Source organism: Pedobacter sp. MR2016-19, from assembly GCF_014947265.1.
Taxonomy (GTDB): domain Bacteria; phylum Bacteroidota; class Bacteroidia; order Sphingobacteriales; family Sphingobacteriaceae; genus Pedobacter.
This window is the reverse complement of the sequence record NZ_JADCNK010000001.1, coordinates 180,647-205,351: the sequence shown is the minus strand read 5'-3', so window position 1 is coordinate 205,351 and position 24,705 is coordinate 180,647. Positions and strand designations below refer to the sequence as shown.

24 protein-coding genes and 1 riboswitch are annotated in these 24,705 nt (G+C 39.6%); of the genes, 6 read left to right on the top strand and 18 right to left on the bottom strand.

All coding sequences use genetic code 11. From position 1 onward, the window contains the following. Nucleotide 1: 1 nt before the first annotated feature. From IM793_RS00915 to thiS, 15 genes are all read right to left on the bottom strand, one after another. Nucleotides 2-3,163, bottom strand: a complete 3,162-nt coding sequence (locus tag IM793_RS00915) for a lantibiotic dehydratase (RefSeq protein ID WP_193419313.1) — start codon at nucleotides 3,161-3,163, stop codon at nucleotides 2-4. 10 nt (nucleotides 3,164-3,173) lie between these two features. Further along, nucleotides 3,174-3,542 (bottom strand): LytTR family DNA-binding domain-containing protein, encoded by a 369-nt coding sequence (locus IM793_RS00910; RefSeq protein WP_193419312.1) that lies wholly within the window; start codon nucleotides 3,540-3,542, stop codon nucleotides 3,174-3,176. A gap of 2 nt (nucleotides 3,543-3,544) precedes the next feature. Next, entirely contained in the window at nucleotides 3,545-4,753 is a 1,209-nt protein-coding gene (locus tag IM793_RS00905) for a lanthionine synthetase LanC family protein (RefSeq protein WP_193419311.1), read from the bottom strand. A 2-nt stretch (nucleotides 4,754-4,755) separates the two neighbouring features. Beyond that, on the bottom strand, nucleotides 4,756-7,173 hold the full coding sequence (locus IM793_RS00900; protein WP_193419310.1) for an outer membrane beta-barrel protein: 2,418 nt from the start codon (nucleotides 7,171-7,173) through the stop codon (nucleotides 4,756-4,758). A gap of 39 nt (nucleotides 7,174-7,212) precedes the next feature. Further along, nucleotides 7,213-7,383, bottom strand: coding sequence for a class I lanthipeptide (locus tag IM793_RS00895; RefSeq protein ID WP_193419309.1), 171 nt, complete (start codon nucleotides 7,381-7,383; stop codon nucleotides 7,213-7,215). Nucleotides 7,384-7,521: 138 nt separating this feature from the next. Further along, the gene (locus tag IM793_RS00890) at nucleotides 7,522-7,695 is read right to left on the bottom strand and encodes a class I lanthipeptide (RefSeq protein ID WP_193419308.1); all 174 of its coding nucleotides are present in this window, start codon (nucleotides 7,693-7,695) and stop codon (nucleotides 7,522-7,524) included. A gap of 118 nt (nucleotides 7,696-7,813) precedes the next feature. Next, entirely contained in the window at nucleotides 7,814-7,993 is a 180-nt protein-coding gene (locus IM793_RS00885; protein ID WP_193419307.1) for a hypothetical protein, read from the bottom strand. Between the two features lie 22 nt (nucleotides 7,994-8,015). After that, nucleotides 8,016-8,168: a hypothetical protein gene (locus tag IM793_RS00880; protein WP_193419306.1), complete on the bottom strand. Its 153-nt coding sequence runs from the start codon at nucleotides 8,166-8,168 to the stop codon at nucleotides 8,016-8,018. A gap of 518 nt (nucleotides 8,169-8,686) precedes the next feature. Further along, complete coding sequence (moeB, locus tag IM793_RS00875; protein WP_193419305.1) at nucleotides 8,687-9,721, bottom strand: HesA/MoeB/ThiF family protein; 1,035 nt, start codon at nucleotides 9,719-9,721, stop codon at nucleotides 8,687-8,689. Beyond that, on the bottom strand, nucleotides 9,712-10,839 hold the full coding sequence (thiH, locus tag IM793_RS00870) for a 2-iminoacetate synthase ThiH (RefSeq protein WP_193419304.1): 1,128 nt from the start codon (nucleotides 10,837-10,839) through the stop codon (nucleotides 9,712-9,714). The genes moeB and thiH overlap by 10 nt, the downstream gene beginning before the upstream one ends. Further along, nucleotides 10,826-11,596, bottom strand: coding sequence for a thiazole synthase (locus tag IM793_RS00865; RefSeq protein ID WP_193419303.1), 771 nt, complete (start codon nucleotides 11,594-11,596; stop codon nucleotides 10,826-10,828). The genes thiH and IM793_RS00865 overlap by 14 nt, the downstream gene beginning before the upstream one ends. Nucleotides 11,597-11,607: 11 nt before the next feature. Further along, nucleotides 11,608-12,243, bottom strand: a complete 636-nt coding sequence (locus IM793_RS00860; protein WP_193419302.1) for a thiamine phosphate synthase — start codon at nucleotides 12,241-12,243, stop codon at nucleotides 11,608-11,610. Then, nucleotides 12,240-12,854, bottom strand: a complete 615-nt coding sequence (locus tag IM793_RS00855) for a thiamine phosphate synthase (protein ID WP_193419301.1) — start codon at nucleotides 12,852-12,854, stop codon at nucleotides 12,240-12,242. The genes IM793_RS00860 and IM793_RS00855 overlap by 4 nt, the downstream gene beginning before the upstream one ends. A gap of 5 nt (nucleotides 12,855-12,859) precedes the next feature. Continuing rightward, nucleotides 12,860-14,743, bottom strand: coding sequence for a phosphomethylpyrimidine synthase ThiC (gene thiC / locus IM793_RS00850; RefSeq protein ID WP_193419300.1), 1,884 nt, complete (start codon nucleotides 14,741-14,743; stop codon nucleotides 12,860-12,862). A gap of 84 nt (nucleotides 14,744-14,827) precedes the next feature. Further along, the gene (thiS, locus tag IM793_RS00845; RefSeq protein WP_193419299.1) at nucleotides 14,828-15,031 is read right to left on the bottom strand and encodes a sulfur carrier protein ThiS; all 204 of its coding nucleotides are present in this window, start codon (nucleotides 15,029-15,031) and stop codon (nucleotides 14,828-14,830) included. A gap of 65 nt (nucleotides 15,032-15,096) precedes the next feature. After that, a riboswitch (TPP riboswitch) is annotated at nucleotides 15,097-15,185 on the bottom strand. Nucleotides 15,186-15,705: 520 nt separating this feature from the next. On the opposite strand from thiS, the gene IM793_RS00840 reads away from it, so the two are divergent. Continuing rightward, complete coding sequence (locus IM793_RS00840) at nucleotides 15,706-17,007, top strand: leucine-rich repeat-containing protein kinase family protein (protein WP_193419298.1); 1,302 nt, start codon at nucleotides 15,706-15,708, stop codon at nucleotides 17,005-17,007. Nucleotides 17,008-17,193: 186 nt separating this feature from the next. Here the strand turns inward: IM793_RS00840 and IM793_RS00835 are convergent, their stop codons facing one another. Continuing rightward, nucleotides 17,194-17,856, bottom strand: a complete 663-nt coding sequence (locus IM793_RS00835) for a DUF1349 domain-containing protein (protein ID WP_227256092.1) — start codon at nucleotides 17,854-17,856, stop codon at nucleotides 17,194-17,196. A 159-nt stretch (nucleotides 17,857-18,015) separates the two neighbouring features. Here IM793_RS00835 and IM793_RS00830 point away from each other — a divergent pair, with 159 nt between their 5' ends. Further along, nucleotides 18,016-18,582, top strand: a complete 567-nt coding sequence (locus IM793_RS00830) for a Crp/Fnr family transcriptional regulator (RefSeq protein ID WP_121285663.1) — start codon at nucleotides 18,016-18,018, stop codon at nucleotides 18,580-18,582. A gap of 73 nt (nucleotides 18,583-18,655) precedes the next feature. Here the strand turns inward: IM793_RS00830 and IM793_RS00825 are convergent, their stop codons facing one another. Further along, a complete protein-coding gene (locus IM793_RS00825; RefSeq protein WP_193419296.1) occupies nucleotides 18,656-19,522 on the bottom strand; it encodes an aldose 1-epimerase family protein in 867 nt (288 codons plus the stop codon). Between the two features lie 140 nt (nucleotides 19,523-19,662). Here IM793_RS00825 and IM793_RS00820 point away from each other — a divergent pair, with 140 nt between their 5' ends. Continuing rightward, nucleotides 19,663-19,992 carry a hypothetical protein gene (locus IM793_RS00820; protein WP_193419295.1) on the top strand — a complete coding sequence of 110 codons (330 nt, stop codon included), beginning with the start codon at nucleotides 19,663-19,665 and terminating at the stop codon, nucleotides 19,990-19,992. Between the two features lie 79 nt (nucleotides 19,993-20,071). Here the strand turns inward: IM793_RS00820 and pepT are convergent, their stop codons facing one another. Beyond that, nucleotides 20,072-21,325 carry a peptidase T gene (gene pepT / locus IM793_RS00815; protein ID WP_193419294.1) on the bottom strand — a complete coding sequence of 418 codons (1,254 nt, stop codon included), beginning with the start codon at nucleotides 21,323-21,325 and terminating at the stop codon, nucleotides 20,072-20,074. A gap of 59 nt (nucleotides 21,326-21,384) precedes the next feature. On the opposite strand from pepT, the gene IM793_RS00810 reads away from it, so the two are divergent. The 3 genes from IM793_RS00810 to IM793_RS00800 are packed head-to-tail and all read left to right on the top strand — an operon-like array spanning nucleotide 21,385 to nucleotide 24,514. Then, a complete protein-coding gene (locus IM793_RS00810; RefSeq protein WP_193419293.1) occupies nucleotides 21,385-22,116 on the top strand; it encodes a hypothetical protein in 732 nt (243 codons plus the stop codon). Nucleotides 22,117-22,148: 32 nt separating this feature from the next. Next, nucleotides 22,149-23,888, top strand: a complete 1,740-nt coding sequence (locus tag IM793_RS00805; protein WP_193419292.1) for a M14 family metallopeptidase — start codon at nucleotides 22,149-22,151, stop codon at nucleotides 23,886-23,888. 5 nt (nucleotides 23,889-23,893) lie between these two features. Beyond that, complete coding sequence (locus tag IM793_RS00800) at nucleotides 23,894-24,514, top strand: rhomboid family intramembrane serine protease (protein WP_193419291.1); 621 nt, start codon at nucleotides 23,894-23,896, stop codon at nucleotides 24,512-24,514. The last annotated feature ends 191 nt before the right edge of the window (nucleotides 24,515-24,705 follow it).

The following is a 24,705-nucleotide window of genomic DNA, read 5'->3' as shown; positions in this document are numbered from 1 at the left end:
ATCAGTACATTTTAGAGGTTACAATTTTTTGCTTGTTGCGGGCAATTACACTTTGATAGTGTTTGGCCAGGTAATGGTAAATAACGAGTTCGTGCATGCGCTGTTTGGTTACAAAAATCCGGTTCAGCAACATGTGGATGTAACTTGGAAGAATTTCTGTCAGTTCGGCATCAAGATCGTGATCCGGATACTGCAAGGCATAGTCCATTTTTATGGACTGATAAGCTGCTGTATTTTCTAATGATCGCGTTTTGAAAAGGTTAACCGCTTCTGCAACCTCTGCTGTATCGTCTGCACCGCTTAAAAAGCCGTGCAGCGCTTTACTGATGGCCCTGTACTTATTGTTAAGCTGCACGTTAAGGCCATCATTCCCGCCAAATTCGTAATGGAAGGCTTGTTGCATCCTGGTGGCGATTTCGAGCTTCTGCTGATCGTTTAAACCAAAATCGCTTAGTAAAAAATCAACACTGCGTGCAGCAAACAACCAGCGATAATATTCGCCTTCTTCACCCTCAATCATATTCAGGAAATTGATGGTGGCTTTACTATCATAATAAAATATCGATTCGCTAAAGGCCATGGTACGGGTTCCGTAACGTTCTACCTCCTGCTTGTAGGTATCGTACTGAATTTTGTGTACAATGCGTTCTTCGGCCAGCTGTTTTAAACCGGCATTAATGCGTTTAACAATATCGGCCATGGTTTCGGGCTGGTTGTGATGCAGAAAACGAATCCTTAAATGTCCTTCAGGATCGTGGTACCGTATGAAAAACCATTTTTCGATCAAGCCTTCTTTGGTTGAGCTGTTAATCAGGGGCAACATATAATCCGTTAAAATTTTTTCAGCCCATTTAGACCCGCAATATATTTTAACAAAAGTCCACTCAGAGCCCAGGTTAAACTTGCGTGGTAAATTGTGTGCGTTAAATGGCATACTTTTCACCTGTTTTAAGGCAGGTTCTTCTTTGCGAAAAGGGATAACCACTTCGTTTATAAAAGCTTCGCCTACATGATCGCGCATTAGCGCATGATCATCTTCGTGCAAAAATTCGTATAATATTATGGTGCTTTTTTTAAGGTTTTGCAAGAGCAACCCGAGGCCTAAAACGCTTTTAAAATCGATCAGCAACTCGCGGTCGCCTTCTATTGAAACCACTTTATTAGGTAGCCTGTATTTTGTTAAAAAAAGTTCGAGCTGCTGCGGGCTGTTAATGGCCTTTATTTCTGCATAATTATCAGGCGTGATTTTCCATCGTGCACGCGCCAACACCAGGTGTTTATATTCTACCCTTGGCAAATAAGGCTGATCGTTTAAAGTACCCCAGTCCCAGCTGATGTTGTAAGCACCGTGTTGATTCTGCAGATCGCATAAAAATTTATACACGGCTATTCCATTGTTATAATTATGCGCCGAAGAGAGCCTTGGAACTACAATTTTGTTGAGGCGTTTCGAACGCAGTTTAATTTCGTTATTGCTTACCGAGATCATTAAATCGGAAACCGGGATTTGCTTATCGGCCGGGAGTGATGAGTTACCCAGAAAAGGGATTTCATACTCCCTTAACTGAGGGCGCTGTAAGATGTTGCCCACCCTTGAATCGGGCAGGTGCACAATTTCGGCAATTACGGCACCTTCTATATTTTTTTCTTCGAACAGCGAACATTCTTTCAGTTTTTGCGATAAAATATTATCGTTTTGTGCAAACCTGGCCAATAAAGGCAACGCAGAAGGACCGCAGCAAGCGCTGAGGTTAAATTTAAAATCACCACTATCGAGGCTTTCGGTATTCTTACTTACCAAACTGCCAATGGCATAAAAAGTTGACGGGATAACCTTTTGTTCTTTTTTATCAATGGCATTTAAATCATGATCAGTTAAAACAACAGGACTGCCATGGTTTTTGGTGCTTTCTAAAAACTTATTAAAAACCAGTTCCCTGTAATTGGTCCAGCTGATGTTTTTTGCCGTAGCGGTATTGTTCAAAATTAAATCATCAACCAGAGGGGCATGGTTATTATTCCCCGTGCCGGCTTTATCATAACCCACTCCGGCATCGTTATCAAGCGCTTCTAACAGTTCAATCTCCTGGTCTTCGTAGCGTTCGGTAAATTTTTTGAGGAAACTTTTGATACGCGGTGGCGTTTTATTTTCGTTTAAAACGGAAAGCGACTGCAGTTCGGCTGCAAGCGTATCCATTACCCCGATGTTGATGTTGTTATGATCCATCCCGATATGGAGGTCGGTTTGCACCAGGTCTTTGGCATGCGATAACGGAAAGTTTTCTTTTATAATGTGATGGATCTCCGTGCAGGTTTTTACAAAATCTTCTGGTTCGAGCAGGTGCGTTTCAATGGCAGTTAAAGCCAAAATACCCTGATGATCGGGATTATTGCTTTTAAGAATATGGATTAGTTTCTTGTAAAACTCGTCGCCCGTAACCGTTGGTTCAAGTTCGGATACCAGTATCTGGGCATCAATTACGCGGTCGAGGTAGTTTTTGGCATCTTCAATACTGAGGTTAAGTAGTGTTAGCTCATCGAGCAAAAACTGATAACTTGCACCTGCTTCGGCTTTTTCTATCAAACACTGGATATATTTGGAATGTTTAATGGCTACTACGTAATAATGACGCTTTTTATTGATGAATTTGTACTCAAAATAGCGGTAAACGCCGCCAATTTTATATAAACTGTTGTTTACCTTAAAAATCAGTTTGGCTTTGATATTTTCGTTACCTAGTAAAGAACGAACCAGTTCGGAAACATAATTCATATCCAAACGGGTGTATTTGGTTAAGCGGTTTTCGGGTGCTTTTAGCTTTAATTCAGTGGCATTTTCAGTAATCTTTCCGGTATTGTAGCCAGAAAAAAGGCCATAAGGAGTTGCCCTGGTGCCCATCCTTAATAAATATTTATAAAGGGTAACCAACAATTTATCATCTATGGCATCAGCAGGGCCATCAAGCCATTTTATTACTTCGGCATACAACTCAGGGCTGGCCAGGTAAATGGCGTCCTGCAGTTCTCCAGATTGGTATCTGTTGTATACTTCCTGTATAAAAGTGCTGCGATTTTCTATTTGGTTTAAGGCTAAAACAGACTGCATGCTTTCGGCAGGAAGGCGCATTAAGTAAAAATCGAAAGGCTTGATGTTGTTTCCCATGGTTAAGTTTTTATTTTACAGCTTTAAGTGGAATAACTTTATTAAGGCTTTCTTTAAAACTCTCAAGAGAGAATGGTTTAAACAATATGTCCCGGGCAAACTTTAAATTATAATCCTCTAAATGTTTGTGAGAGAGCGCCGTAATAACGATTATAATATAGTCTTTAATCTTTAGTTTTGCAATCTGGTTTATGTCTCCACCCCTGAATTTAATGTCTAAAAATAAAATATCGGCTTTATGTGCGTTTAACATGCGCTCTAAGCCCTGCATGCTGCTTACTTTTCCCAATAAAACAAGCTCATCGCATTGCGATATATATGCTTCTACCTGCTCCTGGGCAAGTGGTTCGTCATCTAGTATTATACAGCTGAATTTCATAATTAATGGAGCCAGGTAAACTGATTGATATTATACTGATCTGATGCAGATTGCATGATGGTTAAGGCAATACCGATTAAACCAAAGTTTAAATCGAGTTGTGCATTATCGTACTCACCGAAGAAAAAAGATTTAAAGCCTAAGTATTTGTTCTGCCCGGTAGCATACGACGGAATCTGTGCCAGCCAGTAAGCCGAAGCCTCATTAAAAGTTTCGATTCCGGTAAGCTGGTAAATTCTGTTATAAATTAAAATGGGTGAACACACGCCATATTTTACAGAAGCATCGTTTAAAAAAGTCTCCTCTACGGTTTTCCTTTTAACGGTATCGAGAGCAATCCGGATGCCTTCTGCCAGGTAATTTTGCTCATTTAAAATTTTAGCCGCCCTAATGATTGCGTAACATGTGCCAATATCGCCATACACTAAACAATGATTAACTATTTTTTCGTGTTCTTTAATCCAAAGTGGAAAAGCAGAGGTGAACAACTGGCTGTTCATACGGTTCTGTAGCAGAAACTTTAAACCGTAACGCATCAATTCTGCGCATTTTACGGTTTCAATGCCCGCTTCGTAAACTGAAGATAAAAAATTGATTACCATTGCTACCCCATGGGCAAGGCCGGTATACACCCTTGGTTCGCTAAAATAGTGCGTGGTCCAGAAATAACCTGTTTCCGTATTACCCTCTTTTAGTTCATCGAGCGCATTAAGAATCTGCAGTACCGCATTTCTGGCTATTGTTGATGATGGTGCCCTGTTAATGAGGTAAAAACCTATCCCAATGGCTCCCTTAGACATCCCAAAGTTGCGCTCTGCAATGTTGTCTTTTACTTTTCCGGTCAATAAATCATCAACCTGACGTTTAAAGGAAATATAATCTTCTTCGATATGGCCTTCGTTTTCCAAATAAATCAACAAGTTGCCGAATTCGGCAATATCCAGGTAATAGTTGGAGGTTAATGTCGATTTATATTTTGATGGATTAAGGTCATCAAAGGCGGCCTCTAAAAACCGCTCTGCGGCAGTATAATAAATTTCGTTTTTTGTATAGCTGGCATATAAGCAGTTTAACAAAATAGCTCCGCCTTTACCATGGCCTACACCAAAATTAGGTAGGGTATTAAGGGCGAGACTGTTTACCAGATCAATAATTTCTGGCAACAGCACTTCTGTATTCATTTTTCCCAAGTTTGTAGATGCTGTTTCCATAATTATAATTTTAACCTGCCCAGCTCGTCGCTGTTGCCGTTTGTTTGTATACGCCTGTCGTTACCGATTTTGCCAAAATTGTAGCCAAAAGCAATTCTTGCCCTTCTGGTATCTACGCGGTGTATGGTTTCGGTAATTAAGGGTACAATATTGGTTGACAGTAGTTGATTGTTTTTGTAAAAAATATCGCTTACATCAAACTTGATAAACCCCTGGTTTTTAAATATCTTTTTCCTGATGCCTGCTGTTACGTTTGAGTATCCCTCGTAATTGTAAAGGCCCGAAATGGTAGGCGATTCGTACGAGGCAGAAAGCTCACCGGAAACTGTTGGCGAAATTTTAAAGGTATGGTTTGAGCTAATGGTGAAATAATACTTTGCCCGTATCATGATGTTGGCATTTGCTACAGGATCAGGGAAACGGATGTTCTGGTAATAACCTGATAAGCGGTTATTAGAATTCCACCATTTGGCAAACTTGACCGGGAAACCAAAGCTGGCGCTTACCAGGTGGTTTTTAAGGAAATTTGCCTTTGTTTTTATAAATTTCAACGTGTTCTGATCGTACAAAATGGTACTCATAATGGCATCTTCGGTTTGGGTATACCCGAAACGCAGGCTATACTTTTTGTATAAATTAGACCATGTAAAAGCGTGCTGATATTCTGGTCTTAACAGGGCATTACCCCTGGTAAGTGTATAATTATCGATATAAAGTTCATAAGGGATCAGGTCATCATAAGACGGGCGGTTGATGGTTTTAGCATAAGCCAGCGATGTAGTATAGTTTTTATTTACTTTATAATCAGCCCTAACATTAGGGAACAGGTTAAAATAATTAGAATCTAAGCCCATTACCACCGAATACTGGGTAAACTCGCCCCTTAAACCCGCCTGAAAATTAAACTTCCCTAATTCGTAATTGAGGTTAAGGTAAGCAGCGGGAATCTGTTCTTTATAACCAAGGTTGTTAAAAACACCACCGGTTTCCTGCCATTGGTTATTGACAAAATTAGCAGGGTTTTGACGACTGCTGTTAGTGGTGTAAGTATATTTTAAACCACTCTCCAGTTTTAATGCCGAATTTAGATTTTGTGTATAATCTAACGAAGTGGTATAGATATCGTAGTTGGATGAGGCTTTATTTCTGAACAATGAAACATCAGGCGTTGTAGCGCCATTGTTAAATTTATCCTGGTTAAACTGTTGGTTCTGGTTGCTGATGTAGTTGGTGTAATTGGCTGTTAGCAACAGGTTAGATCCAAGGGTATCCAGATCCAGTTTATAAAACACATCATAATTGGCAAAATCAACCTTCAGGTCCAGATTATTAAAGGTATTTACTTTGCTAAAATTGTTGGGCTGACTGATTAATGCATCAACATCGCCTTTGCCGTACATGTGTACTTTAACAAAAGTATAATCGGCGCCAATGGTATTTTTCTTATTGATATAATAATTTAAGCTGGCGTTAATACTGCCATCTGCAGCTGCACCATCTGAGATATCGATGGTTTGGTTAAAATTACCCACACGGTTTACGCCCTGAAAAAGTACCCTGTTATCGTAACCTCTTTCTATATGGCCACGTTTGTTATAACTGCCGTTTAAGGTAAAATCTAATTTTGGGGCACCAATTCTTAAGCCGGCATTTGCACCACCGCCAAACCTGTAACCCTGGGTAAGGTTACCGCCTGTATTGGCTGTCCAGCCTAGTTTTTTGCTTCTTTTTGTAAAAATTTCAATTACACCTCCACTTGCACTTGCATCATATCTTGATGATGGGTTAGTAATCAGTTCTATGCGGTCGATCTGATCGCCAGGTATAGCGCTTAATATATTGGATAATGTAGCGTTGGGAATTTTCTTCCCATCCAGTATAATTAATACGTTGGATTTGCCTTCCATAGAGATATTTCCATTGCTCATCTGCACGGAAGGTGCCATACCGATAATGCTGTAGGCATCGTTACCTGCGGCCAGTACGCTTTCGCCAACATTTAGTATAATCCTGTCTGTTTTTTGCTGTATAAAGGGCTTGCTGCCTACAATTTTCACTTCTTGCAGGTTCTGGATATCGGCATTAAGCATAATATCGCCCAGTTCTAAATCTTTATCGGCTGTAAGTACAACTTTTTTTGTTGATTTGATAAAGCCCATATTACTTAATATTATGGTATATTCACCTGGTTTTGTATCCACGGTAAATCGTCCTTCAAGGGTGGTAATTGCACCTTTTACCAGTGCAGTGCCGTCTGCATTCCACAAAGCAACACTAGAATAGGGAATGCCTGTTTTTTTATCGTCGATAACCCTTCCCTTTATTTTTCCCTGTGCATAGGCGAAATTAATGCCCGATAAAAGTATAAGGAGGAATAGAAGCGTTAAATGCGTGACATAGGCTTTTTTTCTCTTTTTCATAGCGCTGATATTATTGAGGTAGTTTAATAGGTAGGGTCGTTAGTCACCGAGGGTATCCTGATCTTCTTTTACAGGCCCTTTGCAAGAATCTGCCCAGCAAGAAAATTCGATGGCATTGCCACCCTGAACCTCTTTAAGCTGATCTTCACTTAGTTCTGATATAATTTCTTTCTCTAATTGCGCTTTATTTAATAACTTTACCTTTTTCATGTTAATTGTTTAATATGATTTAATCTGATTGCTTAGGCCATTACCCAATGCATTGAGGTAACATTAAAGCATGATGAGTATTGATTTGATTAATAAAGAGTGCGCCGAGGTCTAGACGGCACACTCTTTAAAGGTTTTTTATCCTCCTAATTCTTCTTCTAAAGAAGCTTTAGTGTTGTTTTTGCAAGAATCCGAAACGCAAGAGAATTCTGCTGCATTTCCACCTTCAATTTCTTTTAATTGATCTTCGCTCAATTTTGAAATGATTTCTTTGTCTAATTGTACTTTGTCTGATAAATTAACTTTTTTCATGATGTTTAATTTTTAAAATGATTTAATTGATTTGATTAATTTGTTTTCCCATTTAACTGCGCTAACCGGTGTGCGTATTAAGGAGGGTTTATTAATGCTAACTACGTGGCCAACGTAATCAGTGATTAAACTTTTGAAAACTGCCGTCGTTCTGGTCGAACTGATTACGGTGTTCTTCTTTTAAATAGTGAAGAAATTGTTCTTCGCCCCCGCCACCCAAGATCATTCCTAACTCATCATCCATAAAGGGGCGAAAATCTTCTTCATTAATTTCTGGGTTAAATTCATACTTTTTCATAATGGATAATTTTTTTAATTGGTTAAATAGCGAAACCTGTCATGGTACTGGTCATTGTCAGCGTGTCACCTAAAATTGTATTGTCTTTATTAGCGATACCACATTTAACATTTTCACATGTGATGATTTCTCTTTTCAGTTCTAATTCTTCAGTGTTGTTTAAGTTGTGTTTCATAATAGTTTTTGTTTGTTGTTTATGATACAAACATTCACTTTTGATTTTATTCCATAGAATATATTCGACCAAATGATATGTTTTCATGACCAAATCAGAGATATACCACACATTAATAATTGGCCAACTTTGACTTTCTTATCATACGACACATATCTTGGGTTTGGCTTGAGGTTAAGAGATGGGAATTTGGGCTGGCTTTTATTAATCTGAAATCCTTAATTGGCAGGCTAAGGCTCTTAGCGAATGATTGATTTTTGCTTATAGTACAAGGAGAATAGCTTGCTATAATGATTCCAGGCAGCTCACGGCAGGAATATTTTATTAATACAAGCAAATGTAATATCCATCACCTTTTAGAACAAAAGATGGATGAGCATGACGGTTTTATCGTCAATATATTTTTATTCCGCAATGCAGATGCGGGTCTCGCTAATCTTCATTACAAGCGAGTACTATGAGTTTCTATGGAATGTTGGAATGGTTAGTGCATTTACAATAGTTATCAGTTAAAACAATCAATCCAACGAACCGATCAAACTAAAAACCTCACCTTCATAAAGCCCGTCCAGTAATTGCACAGCCATTTTGCTTCTTTGCCCGGTTTGGCAATAACATACCAGTTTTTTATTTTTTGGAATGGTTTCAAGAGAAGCTGTTAATTCATATAGGGGAATATTTACTCCACCGATATTATTTTCCTCATGTTCATAATCTTCTCGTACATCGATCAGGAAAATTTTATCAGAGGATTCAGAAAGCCATTGATCCAGAGTCGTTTTATCGATTTCCTTTATTTTACGAACTGTAGCTTCCGTTTTAATTGTTTCGGCTTGTTTTTCTGGAGCAATTTTAAATACAAGCACCGTATTGTTCAATGTATTAATGGTCATTAATTTACCGGCTAAAGTTTCGCCGATGTCACAAATTAGTTTAATGGCTTCATTGGCCATATACAAGCCGATTATTCCGGGTAAAATGCCGATTACCCCACCTTCTACACAGTTGATGTTTTCGGTTGGTGGTGCAGGGTAAAGATCCCGGTAATTTGGCCCATCATGGTGGTTAAATACCGCAACCTGACCTTCGAACTGTAAAATGGAACCGAAAATAAGGGTTTTACCTAAAGCCATACAAGTATCGTTCACCAGATAACGGGTGCTAAAATTATCCGAACAATCAATCACCAGCTCATAATTCTGGCAAATAGCTATGGCGTTATCAGCAGTAAAACGTTCGTGATAAGCATTGACATCCACATGCGGATTAAGTAACTTAAGTTTTGTTGCAGCAGTTTTTGCTTTCGAAAGGCCTATATCGGTATGGTTGTACAAAATCTGCCGGTGCAAATTGCTCAATTCTACCACATCATCATCTACAATGCCGGTTGTTCCGACACCGGCTGCGGCTAAATATTGCAATACCGGACAGCCCAAACCACCGGCACCAATAACCAATACTTTGGTGGCTTTTAGCTTTTCCTGCCCTTTTAAGCCTAATTCAGGCAAAATCATCTGCCTGTTATAGCGGTTTATCTCTTCTTTTATGAACATGATTTACTGATCAAACTCCTGTCCCAATCTTTCCAAATCGGCTCATAACCCTGTTTCCTGATCATGGCCGCAATTTCCTGGGCAGAACGTTCATCAGATATTTCGAACTGCTCTAATGATTGAGGTTCTACTTCGTAACCGCCTGGATTGGTTTTAGAACCCGCACTGATGGCTGTGATCCCCAATTTAATTACCTGATTTCTGAATGCCTGCGTTTCACGCGTAGAAATAGATAATTCTACTTCGCTGTTAAATAAGCGGTAAGCACAGATTAGTTGTACCAATTCTCTGTCGTTCATGACCACTTTTGGCTCCAAACCACCGCTAAAAGGCCGCAACCTGGGGAAAGAAATGCTGAATTTACTCTGCCAATATTGTTTTTCAAGATAAGATAAATGCAGGGCCGTAAAAAAAGAATCTGTCCGCCAGTCTTCCAGGCCGATTAATACGCCTAGCCCCATTTTATGGATGCCTGCCTGCCCCAAACGGTCAGGGGTTTCTAAACGGTATAGAAAATTAGATTTTTTACCTTTTGGATGGTGTTTCCGGTAATCTTCCTGGTGATAGGTTTCCTGATAAACGAGGACCGTATTCAGCCCGTGCGGGATAAGCGTTTCATAATCGGCCACATCTAATGGCTGTACTTCCATCGAAATGTGTGCGAAATGCGGACTGATCAAATCCAATACTTTTTTAAAATAATCAGTGTGTACCGTTTGGTTGGCTTCACCTGTTACCAGTAGCACATGGTCGTAGCCCATCCCTTTAATTACAGCCACTTCCTGCATAATTTCGATTGGGTTAAGGGTGCGCCGGCGCACTTTATTATCGTAACTGAAGCCGCAATAGGTACAGATATTATTACACTCGTTGGAAAGGTAAAGCGGAATGTACATCTGGACGACCCGACCAAAGCGATCTAAAGTTAAGCGCTGACTGATCTGTGCCATATCCTCAAGATAAGGCAATGCTGCGGGAGAAATAAGCGCTTTAAAATCTTCCAGATTCCGCTGTGTATTGCTCAAAGCCCGCTCTACATCAGCAGCCGTTTTATCGTAAATACTGGCTTTGGTATCATCCCAGTTATAGGATTCGAATAAATCGTTAAAACTCTTCATCTAAAAATGCGGTTAGTGGACTGCTTGCTGCAGCATAATGTTGCTGAGTGCCTAATTTAGATTCGAATGCCATTCTGCCGGCTTCTACAGCCAGTTTAAAGGCAATAGCCATATTGGTTGGATTTTTAGCTATGGCAATGGCAGTGTTCACCAAAACGGCGTCGGCGCCAATCTCCATGGCTTTAGCTGCATCAGATGGCGATCCAATACCTGCATCCACAATTACCGGCACCCGGCTCTGGCTAATAATAATCTCTAAAAAATCAATTGTTCTTAGCCCCTTATTACTGCCAATTGGAGAGCCTAATGGCATTACAGCCGCGGTACCCACATCTTCCAAACGTTTACATAAAACAGGGTCGGCATGGATATAAGGCAACACGACAAAACCGAGTTTAACCAGTTCTTCAGTTGCTTTTAAGGTTTCGATCGGATCTGGCATGAGGTATTTCGGATCGGGATGGATTTCCAGTTTGATCCAATTGGTTTCTAAAGCTTCGCGTGCCAGTTGAGCGGCAAAAACGGCCTCTTTTGCATTACGCACACCAGAAGTATTGGGTAATAAATTGATGTGCGGATATTTAAGGTGATGAAGGATATCGTCATCTTTACCTTTTAAATCTACGCGCTTAAGGGCCACGGTAACCAGTTCGGAAGCCGAGGCAATTAAAGCGCTTTCCATCTCTTTTGCCGAACTAAATTTTCCTGTTCCGGTAAAAAGGCGGGAGCTAAAGGTTTGATCTGCTATGGTTAACATATCTGTAATTTTTAAATCGAATGAATACTGAATTTACTGCTGATTTCTTCAAGAACTGCAGCCGTTTGTGTTTGGTTGGTGAGTGCCGCCGAGATGGCAATTCCGTAAATTCCGGTTTCAAGTATAGCCGGAATATCTGCTGCTTCGATACCGCCAATGGCTATAATCGGGGTGGTAATTCCAGCTTTTTTTACCCGCTCCATCAATTTTTGGTAACCTTCCAACCCTACAATCGGACTCAGGTTTTCTTTTGTAAGGGTAAACCTGAATGGACCCAAACCGATATAATCGGCTCCTTCGGCTACCCTTTGCTGGATATGTTCGAAAGTATTCGCGGTACCTCCGATGATCTGGTGTTTACCGATAATTTTTCTGGCCTCCGGAATAGGCATATCCTGCAGGCCTAAATGCACGCCACAACTATTTACGGCTTTGGCCAGGTGCGGATAATCGTTTATAATCAGTTTTGCATCATAACTTTCGCATAAGGCCTGCGTGGCTTTTGCAAAAGGCAGGATTTCGGCTTCAGCCTGGTTTTTAATGCGGAGCTGGATCCACTTTCCGCCGGCTCGGAGAACCTGTTCAATGGCGTCGATATGGGTGCCTGTTTCAGTGGCTTGCGAGATATATTGTAAGGGCTGAATCATTGTTGTATTGTTAAGTTTTGAGCATAAGTTTGGCATTTGGCCTGGGCTTTTTTAAAGGTAGTCAGGGCTTGGGAAGGATCATTCCAGATGCTCCCCAAGAGCGCAACACCATCGAAATTCATTGTTTTTACCTGACCGATTTCTGCTAAACCGATACCACCCAGGGCAATAATTTTCGGGATGGCTTGTTGTTTTTCCAAACGGAAATCTGCCGGAATTACGCCCTGATATCCAGGTTTAGAAAAGCTATTGAATACAGGACCAAAGAAACTGTATTGATATTGCTTTATCTGTTCGATATCGGCCAGGTGATGGATAGAGGTGCTGAAGATCTTATTTTCTGGCAATTCCACATTATCCCTTTCCTTCCTGAAATTTTCTGTATGGTGGATCCGCTGGATATTATAATCGTTAGCAAGCGAATGGAAATGATGTAAAGCAATCCGTGGATGGTATTCGGATGAAATTCCTTCAATAATCTCCCGGTATGCTGCCTCATCAACGTTTTCTTTGCGTAGGTGAAAAACCTGTAAACCGGCTTCGAAAAGCTGGTTGATCAGGTTACTTTCTTCTTTAAAAACGGTTGGTTTGGCAATTACGATCAGTTCCATATCGGTTAAGAGTAAATTTCGCTTCCTTTTTCAGTAAACTCTTTCGATTTTTCTTCCATGCCTTTAGCCAAAGCCTCGTCTGCGGCTACTCCTTGTTTTGCAGCATACTCGCGCACGTCTTGTGTAATTTTCATCGAACAGAAATTTGGTCCACACATTGAACAGAAATGCGCAATCTTGGCACCTTCTGCAGGTAAGGTTTCATCATGAAATTCTTTTGCCGTATCCGGATCGAGCGACAAATTAAACTGGTCTTCCCACCTAAATTCAAATCTTGCCTTACTTAAAGCATTATCACGGTATTGTGCACCGGGGTGACCTTTAGCCAGATCAGCCGCATGTGCCGCAATTTTATAGGTAATTACACCATCTTTTACATCTTTTTTATTTGGTAAGCCTAAATGTTCTTTTGGGGTGACATAACACAACATCGCTGTTCCAAACCAGCCAATCATCGCGGCACCAATGGCTGAAGTAATGTGGTCATAACCAGGTGCGATATCGATAGTTAAAGGGCCTAAAGTATAAAAAGGAGCTTCACCACAATGGTCAAGCTGTTTTTCCATATTTGCTTTAATCAGGTGCATGGGTACATGTCCTGGCCCTTCGATAATCGTTTGTACATCATGTTTCCAGGCTATTTTAGTGAGTTCGCCAAGGGTTTCGAGTTCTGAAAATTGTGCAGCATCGTTCGCATCGGCAATACATCCAGGCCTTAACCCATCACCTAAAGAAAATGCTACATCGTAAGCTTTCATGATCTCACAGATCTCTTCGAAATGTGTGTAAAGGAAGTTTTCTTTATGATGTGCTAAACACCATTTCGCCATGATCGATCCGCCACGCGAAACAATTCCGGTAATTCTTTTTGCCGTTAATGGCACATAACGAAGCAATACCCCGGCATGGATGGTGAAATAATCAACGCCCTGTTCGGCCTGCTCAATCAACGTATCGCGGAAGATTTCCCAGGTCAGGTCTTCGGCTTTGCCGTTTACTTTTTCCAGTGCCTGATAAATCGGAACGGTACCGATGGGTACTGGCGAATTGCGGATAATCCATTCGCGGGTTTCGTGGATATTTTTCCCTGTTGATAAATCCATAATGGTGTCGGCACCCCAGCGACAGGCCCAAACGGCTTTTTCTACTTCTTCTTCGATGGTAGAAGTAACGGCTGAGTTACCGATATTGGCATTCATTTTCACCAGGAAATTGCGGCCAATAATCATCGGCTCGAGTTCAGGATGGTTGATATTGCAGGGGATTACTGCACGTCCGGCAGCGACTTCATCACGCACAAATTCTGGCGTAATGTATCCTTTTGGGGTGTTGGCGCCAAAGCTATTGCCTTGATGCTGGTGGTTCATTACCTCGTGCTGATCGCCCAATTGTGCATTCACCAGTTCAATCTGTTGGTTTTCCCTAATGGCAATATATTCCATTTCTGCTGTGATAATGCCTTTTTTTGCGTAATGCATCTGCGATACATTGGCGCCAGCTTTCGCTCTATAAGGTTTTTTGATAAAATTAAAGCGTAAGGCATCAAGCTTTTCATCAGCAAGGCGTTGTTGTCCGTAAGCAGAAGATAATTGGGGAAGCTCTTCTACATCAAGCCTGTCTTTAATCCATTGTTCCCTTAGTCGTGGCAACCCTTTTTTTACATCGATAACAGCATTGGGATCGGTATATGGTCCGCTGGTATCATAAACAGTTACAGGCGGATTAGGTTCAGTTAAGCCAAAGCCATTGTGGATTTTGGTTTCCGTTAAACTGATCTCGCGCATGGCCACCTGGATATTATGAATTTTGCCCGGTACAAATATTTTGCGTGAAGCCGGAAATGGACTGCGGCTGATGACTTCCTGATTTGGTGTTTTTTCTTGTTTCATTTTGAAATGTTTGAATGAGAGAATGAGTGATTGATTGAAAGAGAGACATGGCGCATTCTGTCATTCTCTCATTTAATAATTATATCACCCCCCCTGAGTGGCTTTAATGAGTATAATCTGATCGCCTGGGTTTAGCACATGTGTATCCCAAACAGATTTGGAAATGATAGTTTGGTTAACGGCTATGGCAAGGCCATTCGTTTCGGTTGAAATGACAGCAGCAAGCATCTGTTCGATAGAACAGGCCTCGTTAAGCAGATAGTTTTGATTGTTTATAGTTACTTCCATATTTTGAAAAATTGGAAAAACTATAGAGATTGCCCCAAAATGGAGGTCGAAAAGAAAGCAATATTAAGATTGCTTTCACTTTTCCCTTCGGCAGTACTAACTGCATCAGGTTCAAAGGGTATTTCTCAGCACGTAGGCACCCCTAAAGTTTTTTGTAAATATATGCGATTAAATTTCTAATGCAAATAAAAAAATAAATTGGGTTATGGTGTTAGAAAAAATGCGCTAGGTTTAATTGTTGTTGCGTATTGGAGGAGTTATAGATATAGATGAAATCTATTTAGTTTTTTTGTAATATAGTGAGTGAATGATGGTTATTTAAATGGGTTAATAAATGGTAGAGCAGAATCAATTCCATCATCCATCTTACATTTTCCATTTTTTTAACCGCAAAGCGCACAGGGCGTAAAGTTTTTACCATATAAGACATTGAAGAACATTTAAGGATATTGAGCTTATATGATCCTTTTATGTCTTATATGGTTCAATTAATAATTCTTCACTTCGACTACACGGTGTCATTTCCAAAAACCTAAAAGCCCTGCAAAGTTGTTTATTTTATTAAATAAATTGTTCCTTATGAATTAAGAACGCATGTGGGATTATGCGTTGATCAACTCCCGACTTAAGAAAAACCCCTATCTTCGTTGTCTTAACTAGAAACCAGTACACCTATGCAAAACCTGTTAGCACTACAGAGTGGCGAACTTAAAGGAGCAGTATCTTTAAAGCTTTCTGAAAATTTAACGGAATTCCCCAGAGAAATATTCGAGTTGGCTGATACTTTGGAAGTATTGGATCTTTCTTTTAACAAGCTAAGTGCCCTACCGGTAGATTTTTGCCGGTTAACGAAGCTGAAGATTTTTTTCTGTTCCGAAAACCTTTTCACGGTTTTACCTGAAGTACTGGGCGATTGCCCTTCGCTGGATATTGTTGGTTTTAAATCCAACCGGATTGAAATGGTACCTCCGAAGTCGATCAACCCAAATTTACGCTGGTTAATTTTAACCAATAACAATATTGCTGAACTGCCTAAGGAAATTGGCCTTTGCAAAAGGATGCAAAAACTGATGCTTTCGGGCAACCGTTTGGCGCAACTGCCCGATGAATTGAGCAATTGCCAGAATTTATCATTATTGCGGATTGCGGCGAATAAATTGCATGAATTGCCGCAATGGATTACGCAACTGCCAAAACTTTCGTGGATTGCATTTTCAGGCAATAACTTTAGTAAAACGCCGGCTGTAGAAACACTTTCATTAATCCATTGGCACGATTTAGAAATCAGCCATTTGTTAGGTGAGGGTGCATCGGGTGTTATTTCGAAAGCCAACAGAACAATTGGAGAAGAAACTACTGAAGTAGCCGTTAAAATATTTAAGGGAAATGTTACTAGTGATGGCCTGCCTGAAGATGAAATGACTGCCTATATTGCTGCAGGCTACCATCCGGGTTTGGTTAACCTGATCGGACAGATTGCGCACCATCCGGATGATAAAAAAGGCTTGGTTATGGATCTGATTCCGAATCATTTTTACAATCTTGGCAATCCGCCAAGTTTAGAAAGCTGTACAAGGGATGTTTTTCCTGCTGACAGAAAACTCTCCCAAAAACAGATCATCAGCATCGCTAAAACCATTGCTTCTTTAGCGGCTCAACTACATGAAGCGGGCATTATGCATGGCGATTTATATGCACACAATACCTTGATTGATGATGAGGGTAGCACTTTGTTCGGCGATTTTGGTGCAGCCAGTTTTTACGATAAAACTTCTACTGAAACGGCTATGCTACTGGAACGGATAGAAGTAAGCGCTTATGGTTATCTGCTTGATGATTTACTTTCTTTAAAAAATGAAGCGGTGGGTGTGGAAGTTTATAAAATGATCAGTGAACTTAGAAATGCCTGTTTGGCTACAGTGCCTTTAGAGCGACCAGGTTTTAAGGAATTAGTTGATCAGTTGGCTCAGATTTAATTACAATTGCTAGAAAGGTCGTCATTCTCGCGCAGGCGGAAATCTTCGCGTCATCTCGACTGGAGCACAGCGAAATGGGGAGATCTAAGTCAAAAAAATACGCTCTAGATAGATTTAGCTTCGCTGAGCCTTCGGGTTCTCGGTTGCGTTGCAATCGCTCAAAATAACGGTACGGGTGAGTCTTATTTAATTCTGTTGTTTTTTTGCCCAATCCAACCTGCGCTGATCTGGCGTAGGCGTAACTTTAAAATTTTCGAATGTAGCATTAAAACCTTTCCCGTCAGGGCAGGCAGCTACAAGGCCAACCATTACCGGGGCATTATCTTTAAAATAACAGGTACGCAGCATGGTATACTTTTTATCATCAAATGAATAGAAAATTTCTACTGCATCAAGTTTTCTTATCGCTTTCATCCAGATTGATGCAGGTGCTTGTTCCAGTTCTACTACGCTCCAGTCGCTCGTTTTATGCGTTACAACGGCGCTTACATTTTGTTTCCCATTAACAAATTCAACTCCTGCTTTAATCCATTCTTCTTCATTAATGCGAAGCATCAGTCCCATTTGATCAAAAGTGGTTACATAATTTCCGGTAATTTTCACTTTCACCTCAAATTCTCCACCATAAGTAGCATAATAAAAAGGGGCATCATCAACCGTAAAACCATAATGCGATATCCGCCAATAGTCAGTTTTGGCAGGAACGAACATGCTAAAGGTGTTTTTATCCTTAATTTCCCATTTTTCGGGTTCGTTAAACCAGTTCATTTTTGCTAAACTCTGGGCATGTGCCTTTAGGCAAATTAAAGATGATGATACGGCGATTAAGGCTAATAATTTAAGTTTCATTTGTGTGTTGTGTTTTGCAAACATAATGCAAGCACAAATTTTAGTAAAGGACATATATCACTATTTTAATGTGATGATTATCACGCCAATGTTTCATCAAAACAAATAGATTGAGTTTAAAAATCTGGAATAAAGAGTACATTTGTTTGCATCATAAACATGGAATTAGATTTTTTAAGAGCACACATTCACCAGATTATCTGTTTAACAGATGAAGAATTTGAACATGCTGCATCTTTTTTTACCAAAAGGAAGTACAAAAAACATCAGTACATTATCCAGGCGGGTGATGTAGCCAGCCAGGAACATTTTGTTGTGAAAGGCATCGTAAAATCTTCATATACCGATAATGAAGGAAAAGAATATATTTTACAGTTAGCTATGGAAGAATGGTGGTTTTCAGACCCAAATGCTTTTAATACCGGCATGCCTGCCACTTTAAATGTAGACTGTATAGAAGATACCGAAACACTTTCCATCTCTTTTGAAAACAAGGAAAAGCTTTGTGACTCTTCACGCAAAATGGAATATTTTTTCAGGAAAAAGTATACAACAGGCAATATGGCTTTACAAAAGCGGGTATTGGCTTTATTGAGTAACAATGCCGGCGAGCGTTACAAACAATGGTGCAACCAATATCCATCTTTACAGCAAAGGATTCCGAAAACACTTATTGCATCCTATCTTGGGGTAACCAGAGAAACATTAAGCAGGTTATCGCTTTAGCTGGAAAAAAAATCTTAACCAGATAAAGAACTACGCGTTACTTTGATAAATAACCAATCAATAAAAAACGAGTTTAAAAACACTCCACTTCCCAAAAGCGCGACCAGTTTTTGCCTGCCTCAAGCTTTATTATGCCCTCTTTGTGTGTTAATTCCTGATCGTGGTTAACGCCATCAGCAACTCCGCACCAAGGCTCTAAACATACAAATGGCGCATCTGTTGCCGCCCATATTCCAAAAAATGGAAAATCTTCGAAATGGAAATGCAGGCCATAATCATTTTTAGTGTTAAGCAAACTGATGCAGTTGCTTTGCAGGGTTTTAAAAACCAACGCATCGTTATAAAACAAATCATGTTTAAGCTTTAGCTGATGTGCATTAAGCTCGATATTTTTGGTTTCATCGGCCACCAGACCATCTTCAAGTTTCCAATAGTTTAATTTCTCATCAGCATTAAAAGCCAGATAGTAATCTTCGTAAACAGTATTTGGGGTATTAGACACCGCAAATGCCGGGTGCGCACCAATTGAAAATAAAAGTTCGGCAGTACCGGTGTTTATTACTTCATAAGTTAAATTCAGTTTCCTGTCGATTAGCCTATACCTCAGTTTCAGCTCGAAATCAAAGGGATATACTTTTAACGTATCTTCATTTTGGGTTAACGTAAAAACAGCTTCGTTTTCACTTATTTTTTCGAAACTGAAGATATGGTCGCGGGCAAATCCATGCCTGGGTAACTCATAGTTTTTACCTTCATAGTTAAAACTGTTATTTTTTAACGAGCCAACTATGGGAAATAAAACCGGGCTATGTTTTGCCCAATACTTTGGGTTGGCATTCCATAAATATTCCAGCTTGGTTTCTTTGCTAAATAAACCTTGAAGTTCTGCGCCTTTAGCCGCCAGGCTAACTTTTATATAGTCGTTTTCGAGAGTTATCATGACAAGCTAAATTAGTAAAAAGATGGTCTTTAAAAATATCTTTTTTATTAATTTTGATCACAGCTTAAAGCTTAAGCTGAATACCCCTGTTTGTTTTATTATCCGCAAATTTACTTTCCCTCAAAACAAGATCAGAACCTATGGCGATAGATTTAACTAAATTATCAAATGTAAAAGTAAAGGCTGCTATTATGGCGTTGCAAAAAGGCGATGAGAAAACGTGGTTTTCTTTATTTGCTGCCGAAGTTGCCTTTTATGATGACGGGAACCAGATGAAATTTAATAATTTCTTCAGGAAAGCACTAGGGCATGAGCGTTTTACCAGTATAGATAAAGTTGAAAACAATGGTTTGGAAGTATATGGCCATTTTCACTCCGACCAATGGGGCGATTTTAAAACCTGCTTTAAATTTCAGGTAAACAAAGAAGGAAAAATAGCAAGGTTAGATATTGGACAAGCTTCTTATTAGTCCTGAGTCCAAAGTCAATAGTCCAAAGTCCTTATTAATCGATGATTAGACTCAAGACTACTGACTCAAGACTTAGGACTTACCCCTTCTCTTCCCAAATACAAGCAATATTTATAATGGTTTGTATAGCTTTTTCCATATCCTGTACGCTTACCCATTCTTGTTTACTATGAAAGGCATGTTCGCCGGCAAAAATATTGGGACATGGTAAACCCATAAATGAAAGTCGCGAGCCATCTGTTCCGCCACGGATACTTTGTTGTTTGGCAACCACGCCAGCTCTTTCAATGGCTTCAATGCCATACTGCACAATTTTAGGATGCTGATCTAAAATCTGTTTCATATTGCGGTATTGTGCTTTAATATTAAGCTTGTAGGTAGATTTTGGATAATTAGCCATAACCTTTTTTACAGTTTCTTCCAAAAACTGCCCATGCGCGGCTAGTTTCTCATCGGTAAAATCCCTGATGATAAACTGTGCTTCTGCCTCTTCTACCTGTCCGTTTATACTTACCGGATGGATAAACCCTTCCTTTTGGTGTGTAGCTTCTGGTGTAAGTGTATCTTTCGGCAACGAATCTAAAATTTCAGCGATGATTTTTATAGCGCTTTCCATTTTTCCTTTTGCAAAGCCCGGATGTGTACTTACGCCATAAACCTTAAGGGTGGCACCATCCGCAGAAAAAGTTTCATCTTCAATGGAGCCCAGTGTTTCTCCATCTATTGTATAACCAAAATCGGCACCTAATTTCTTTAAATCAGCTTTGTCTACACCCCTGCCTATTTCTTCATCTGGTGTAAAAAGAAGTTTGATGGTTCCGTGTTTTACCTCTTGGTTTTTCATTAAAAAGGCTGCTGCTTCCATAATTTCTGCTAGTCCAGCTTTATTGTCTGCGCCCAATAAAGTTGAGCCGCTAGCGGTAATAATATCATTTCCAATTTGATGTTTTAGGTCTTTGTGTTCAGAAAGTTTGATAACAATATGGTGATCATCTGGTAGAATTAAGTCTTGTCCCTGATAATTTTCATGAATAATCGGTTTAACATTTTCGCCGCTACAATCAGGCGAGGTATCCATATGCGAGCAAAAGAAAATTACAGGTAACAGCTTATTGGTATTAGATGGGATTGTACCATACACATAGCCATTATTGTCCATTTCGGCGTCAGAAATGCCAATTTCTAACAACTCCTGAACTAATACTTTGCCCAGGTTCTTCTGTTTTAGGGTTGACGGACAGGTAGGAGAATTTGGATCAGATTGGGTATCAATCTTTGCATATTTTATAAATCGCTGCTCGATTGATTTGTTAATGTTGGTGTATGTGCTCATAATTCAAAGGTAAAAGTTATAGATATCGAATAATCATATTATTTTTGTAAAAAAACGATATGATTTTTAATTTGCTGAAAGCTACCTTCATTACCTTTTCGCTTGTTTTTATAGGAGGTTTTGCTTTTGCCCAAGCCAACTATTTTAACATGTCGTATGGTTTTGGAGCAGGAATAAACAACTCTTATACCGATGTAAAAAAAGGAGGTATTGGATATACTGGCTATGGTGTATTAGATTATTATATCACGCCCTTTTTAACCTTGGGTTTAGAGGGGCAGTACGGCATGGTCAAAGGCGGGAATATACGAACCGACCCGAACAACCGTCAGTTTGTAAACAAATATACAGCAATTACAGCCAATGTAAAGCTGATGCTTGGCGAGGTGGTGAACTACAATAAAAGTGAGTTTTTATACAATATAAGAGGCTTGTATCTGGGTTTGGGTATAGGGGCGATTAACAATAACATTACAGATATTGTAAGGTATAAACCACTTTGGGCCGCTTCTGCTCCAGGTTATGGCCCTTTTTTGGGAGAAGATAAGACCTTGGAGCTATTGGTGCCTTTAAACTTAGGGTTTAACTATTACATTAACGATGGATATGGTTACATGCGGTATGTCATCAATATCAATTCACAATTGAACTATACTATAGGCGAAGGCCTGGATGGTTATAACGATTCGAGGCAAAAATTTAAAAACTTCTCACCCGATATCTATAACACCTACACCATAGGTTTTAAATACATGTTTGGTGGTCTTAAATATTATCGTAAAACACTTTAATAACATTATTTCAATTTCTTAGATTTAAAGGCATGAGAAAATTTTTTGTGTTTTGTTTGCTATCTATCAGGTTAAAAGCTGCGGCACAAAAAACACCTTTCGAATTAAGTGGGAAAATCGAAACTACAACATATACCGAAGCAATATCTTATTACAAAAACCTGGCTAAAACTTATCCCGAAGCCAAACTATTTTCCTATGGGCGTACTGATTTTGGAAAACCTTTACATGTATTGGTATTGTCACATGATCAGGTTTTCGATCCGGCTCTGATCAGGAAAGGCAACAAAAGGGTGTTATTGATCAATAATGGAATCCATCCGGGCGAACCAGAGGGAATTGATGCCTCAATGATGCTGGCCCGCGATCTCCTTAAAGCTGGTAAATTGCCAAAAGATGTAGTGATCTGCATCATTCCCATCTACAATGTAGATGGCAGTTTTAACCGTAGCGGAACATCCAGGGCTAACCAGAACGGGCCAGTTGCTTATGGCTTTAGAGGGAATAGTAAAAACCTCGATCTGAACCGTGATTTCATTAAAACTGATTCGAAAAATTCGGCAACATTTCAACTCATTTTCAACACCTGGCAGCCCGAAATTTTTGTAGATACCCACACCAGCAATGGTGCCGATTATCAATATGTGATGACGCTTATCCCAACACAAAAAGATAAGCTGAACCCTATACTTTCTGATTATTTGACTAAAACACTGGTGCCTGATCTATATCGCGGTATGGAAAAGTTGGGTTATCCGATGATTCCTTATGTAAACTCAATAGGCGAAACTCCGGAAACTGGAATAACAGGTTTTATAGATCCTCCACGTTATTCTACCGGGTATACCACCCTGCACAATACTATTGGTTTTATGCCCGAAACACACATGTTAAAATCGTACGATTTGCGTGTGGATGCCACTTACAAGCTTTTGCAAACCTATATTCAGGTTGTAGAACGAGATACCAGAATTATTGGGGAGAATAAGCGAAAGGCTGATGAATTTGTAGCTGCACAAAATGAATTTCCTTTAGAATGGAAGTTGAATAAGACCGAGGTAAACGATTTGACCTTTAAGGGCTTTGAGGCCGGGCAAAAGCCCAGCACGGTAAGCGGTGCTGACCGTTTATACTATGATCGCAGCAAGCCTTACACCAAAACCATTAAAGAATGGAACAAGTTTGAACCTGCATTATCTGTTCAAAAACCTGTTGCTTACATTATTCCGAAAGCCTGGGATCGCATTATTGAGCTGCTTAAGCTTAATCAAGTTAAAATCAGGGAATTAAAAAGCGATCAGAAAATTGCGGTTGACAATTATTATATCGGTGATTTTAAAACCGGAACCCGCCCATATGAAGGTCATTACCTGCACTCGGGCGTAAAAGTGAATACCAACTCTCAGAAACTGCAATACTACGCCGGCGATTATGTGGTTTATGTAAATCAGCCGACTAACCGTTATATTGTAGAAACCTTGGAGCCCCAGGCCACAGATTCTTATTTCAACTGGAATTTTTTCGATTCTATTCTGGATATGAAAGAACACTATTCGGCCTATGTTTTTGAAGATACGGCTACAGAACTCCTCAAAAATAACCCTGATTTAAAAAATAAACTCGAAGCTAAAAAGGCTTCAGATACCGAATTTGCGAAGAATGCAGCTGCACAGCTTGATTTTGTGTATAAAAATTCTGATTATTACGAAAAAACACACAACAGATATCCGGTAGCCCGTTTGGTTACAGACGTAAAACTTGATTTAAAATAAACCCCATGGAATACTTTAATATTGCACCAGTTGCTTCAATAATTTTTGTTTTTACCATTATTACCAGCCTATACGCTTTCTACGATCACTCTCTTTATGGAAAGTTCATGTTGCATCCGTACACTGTATCAAAGGGAAGGAATATTTATACGATTATAACCAGTGGTTTAATCCATGCCGATTGGATGCACTTATTTTTTAACATGTTTACCTTTTATGCTTTTGCTTTTGCACTCGAAAGCATGATGGGAAGCTGGCGGTTTGGACTGATGTACTTTGTTGCGATGGTTTTAAGCGATCTTCCTACTATTTTTAGGCACAAGGACACGTTTAACTATAATAGTTTAGGCGCATCCGGAGCAATAAGCGCCGTAGTATTCAGTTTTATACTATACAGCCCGTTAACAGGCTTATATCTCATGTTTATTCCCATTCCAATACCTGCTATCATTTTTGGGGTATTGTACTTAGTTTATTGTGCTTATGCCTCGCGTAACGCAAGAGACCACATTAATCACGATGCCCACTTATTTGGCGCATTAACTGGCCTGATTTTTACCATTATTTTTGTCCCTGGTATTTTAGAGAATTTCTTCACCGTCATCAGAACAAAACTGGGGATTTAATTAGTCGTTAACCTGACTGAAGCATAGCCCTAAAAGTTAAGCTGAGAGAGATTTACAATGGATTTCTTGACTTCGTTCGAAATGACGATTGCATTTAGGTTATCGAAGAAATTAAATCTGCATTCAATATTTAGATAAAACGTCTTAATCTCTTAACGGGCAAATGTTTTAAGAGTATAACATTAAGGGGT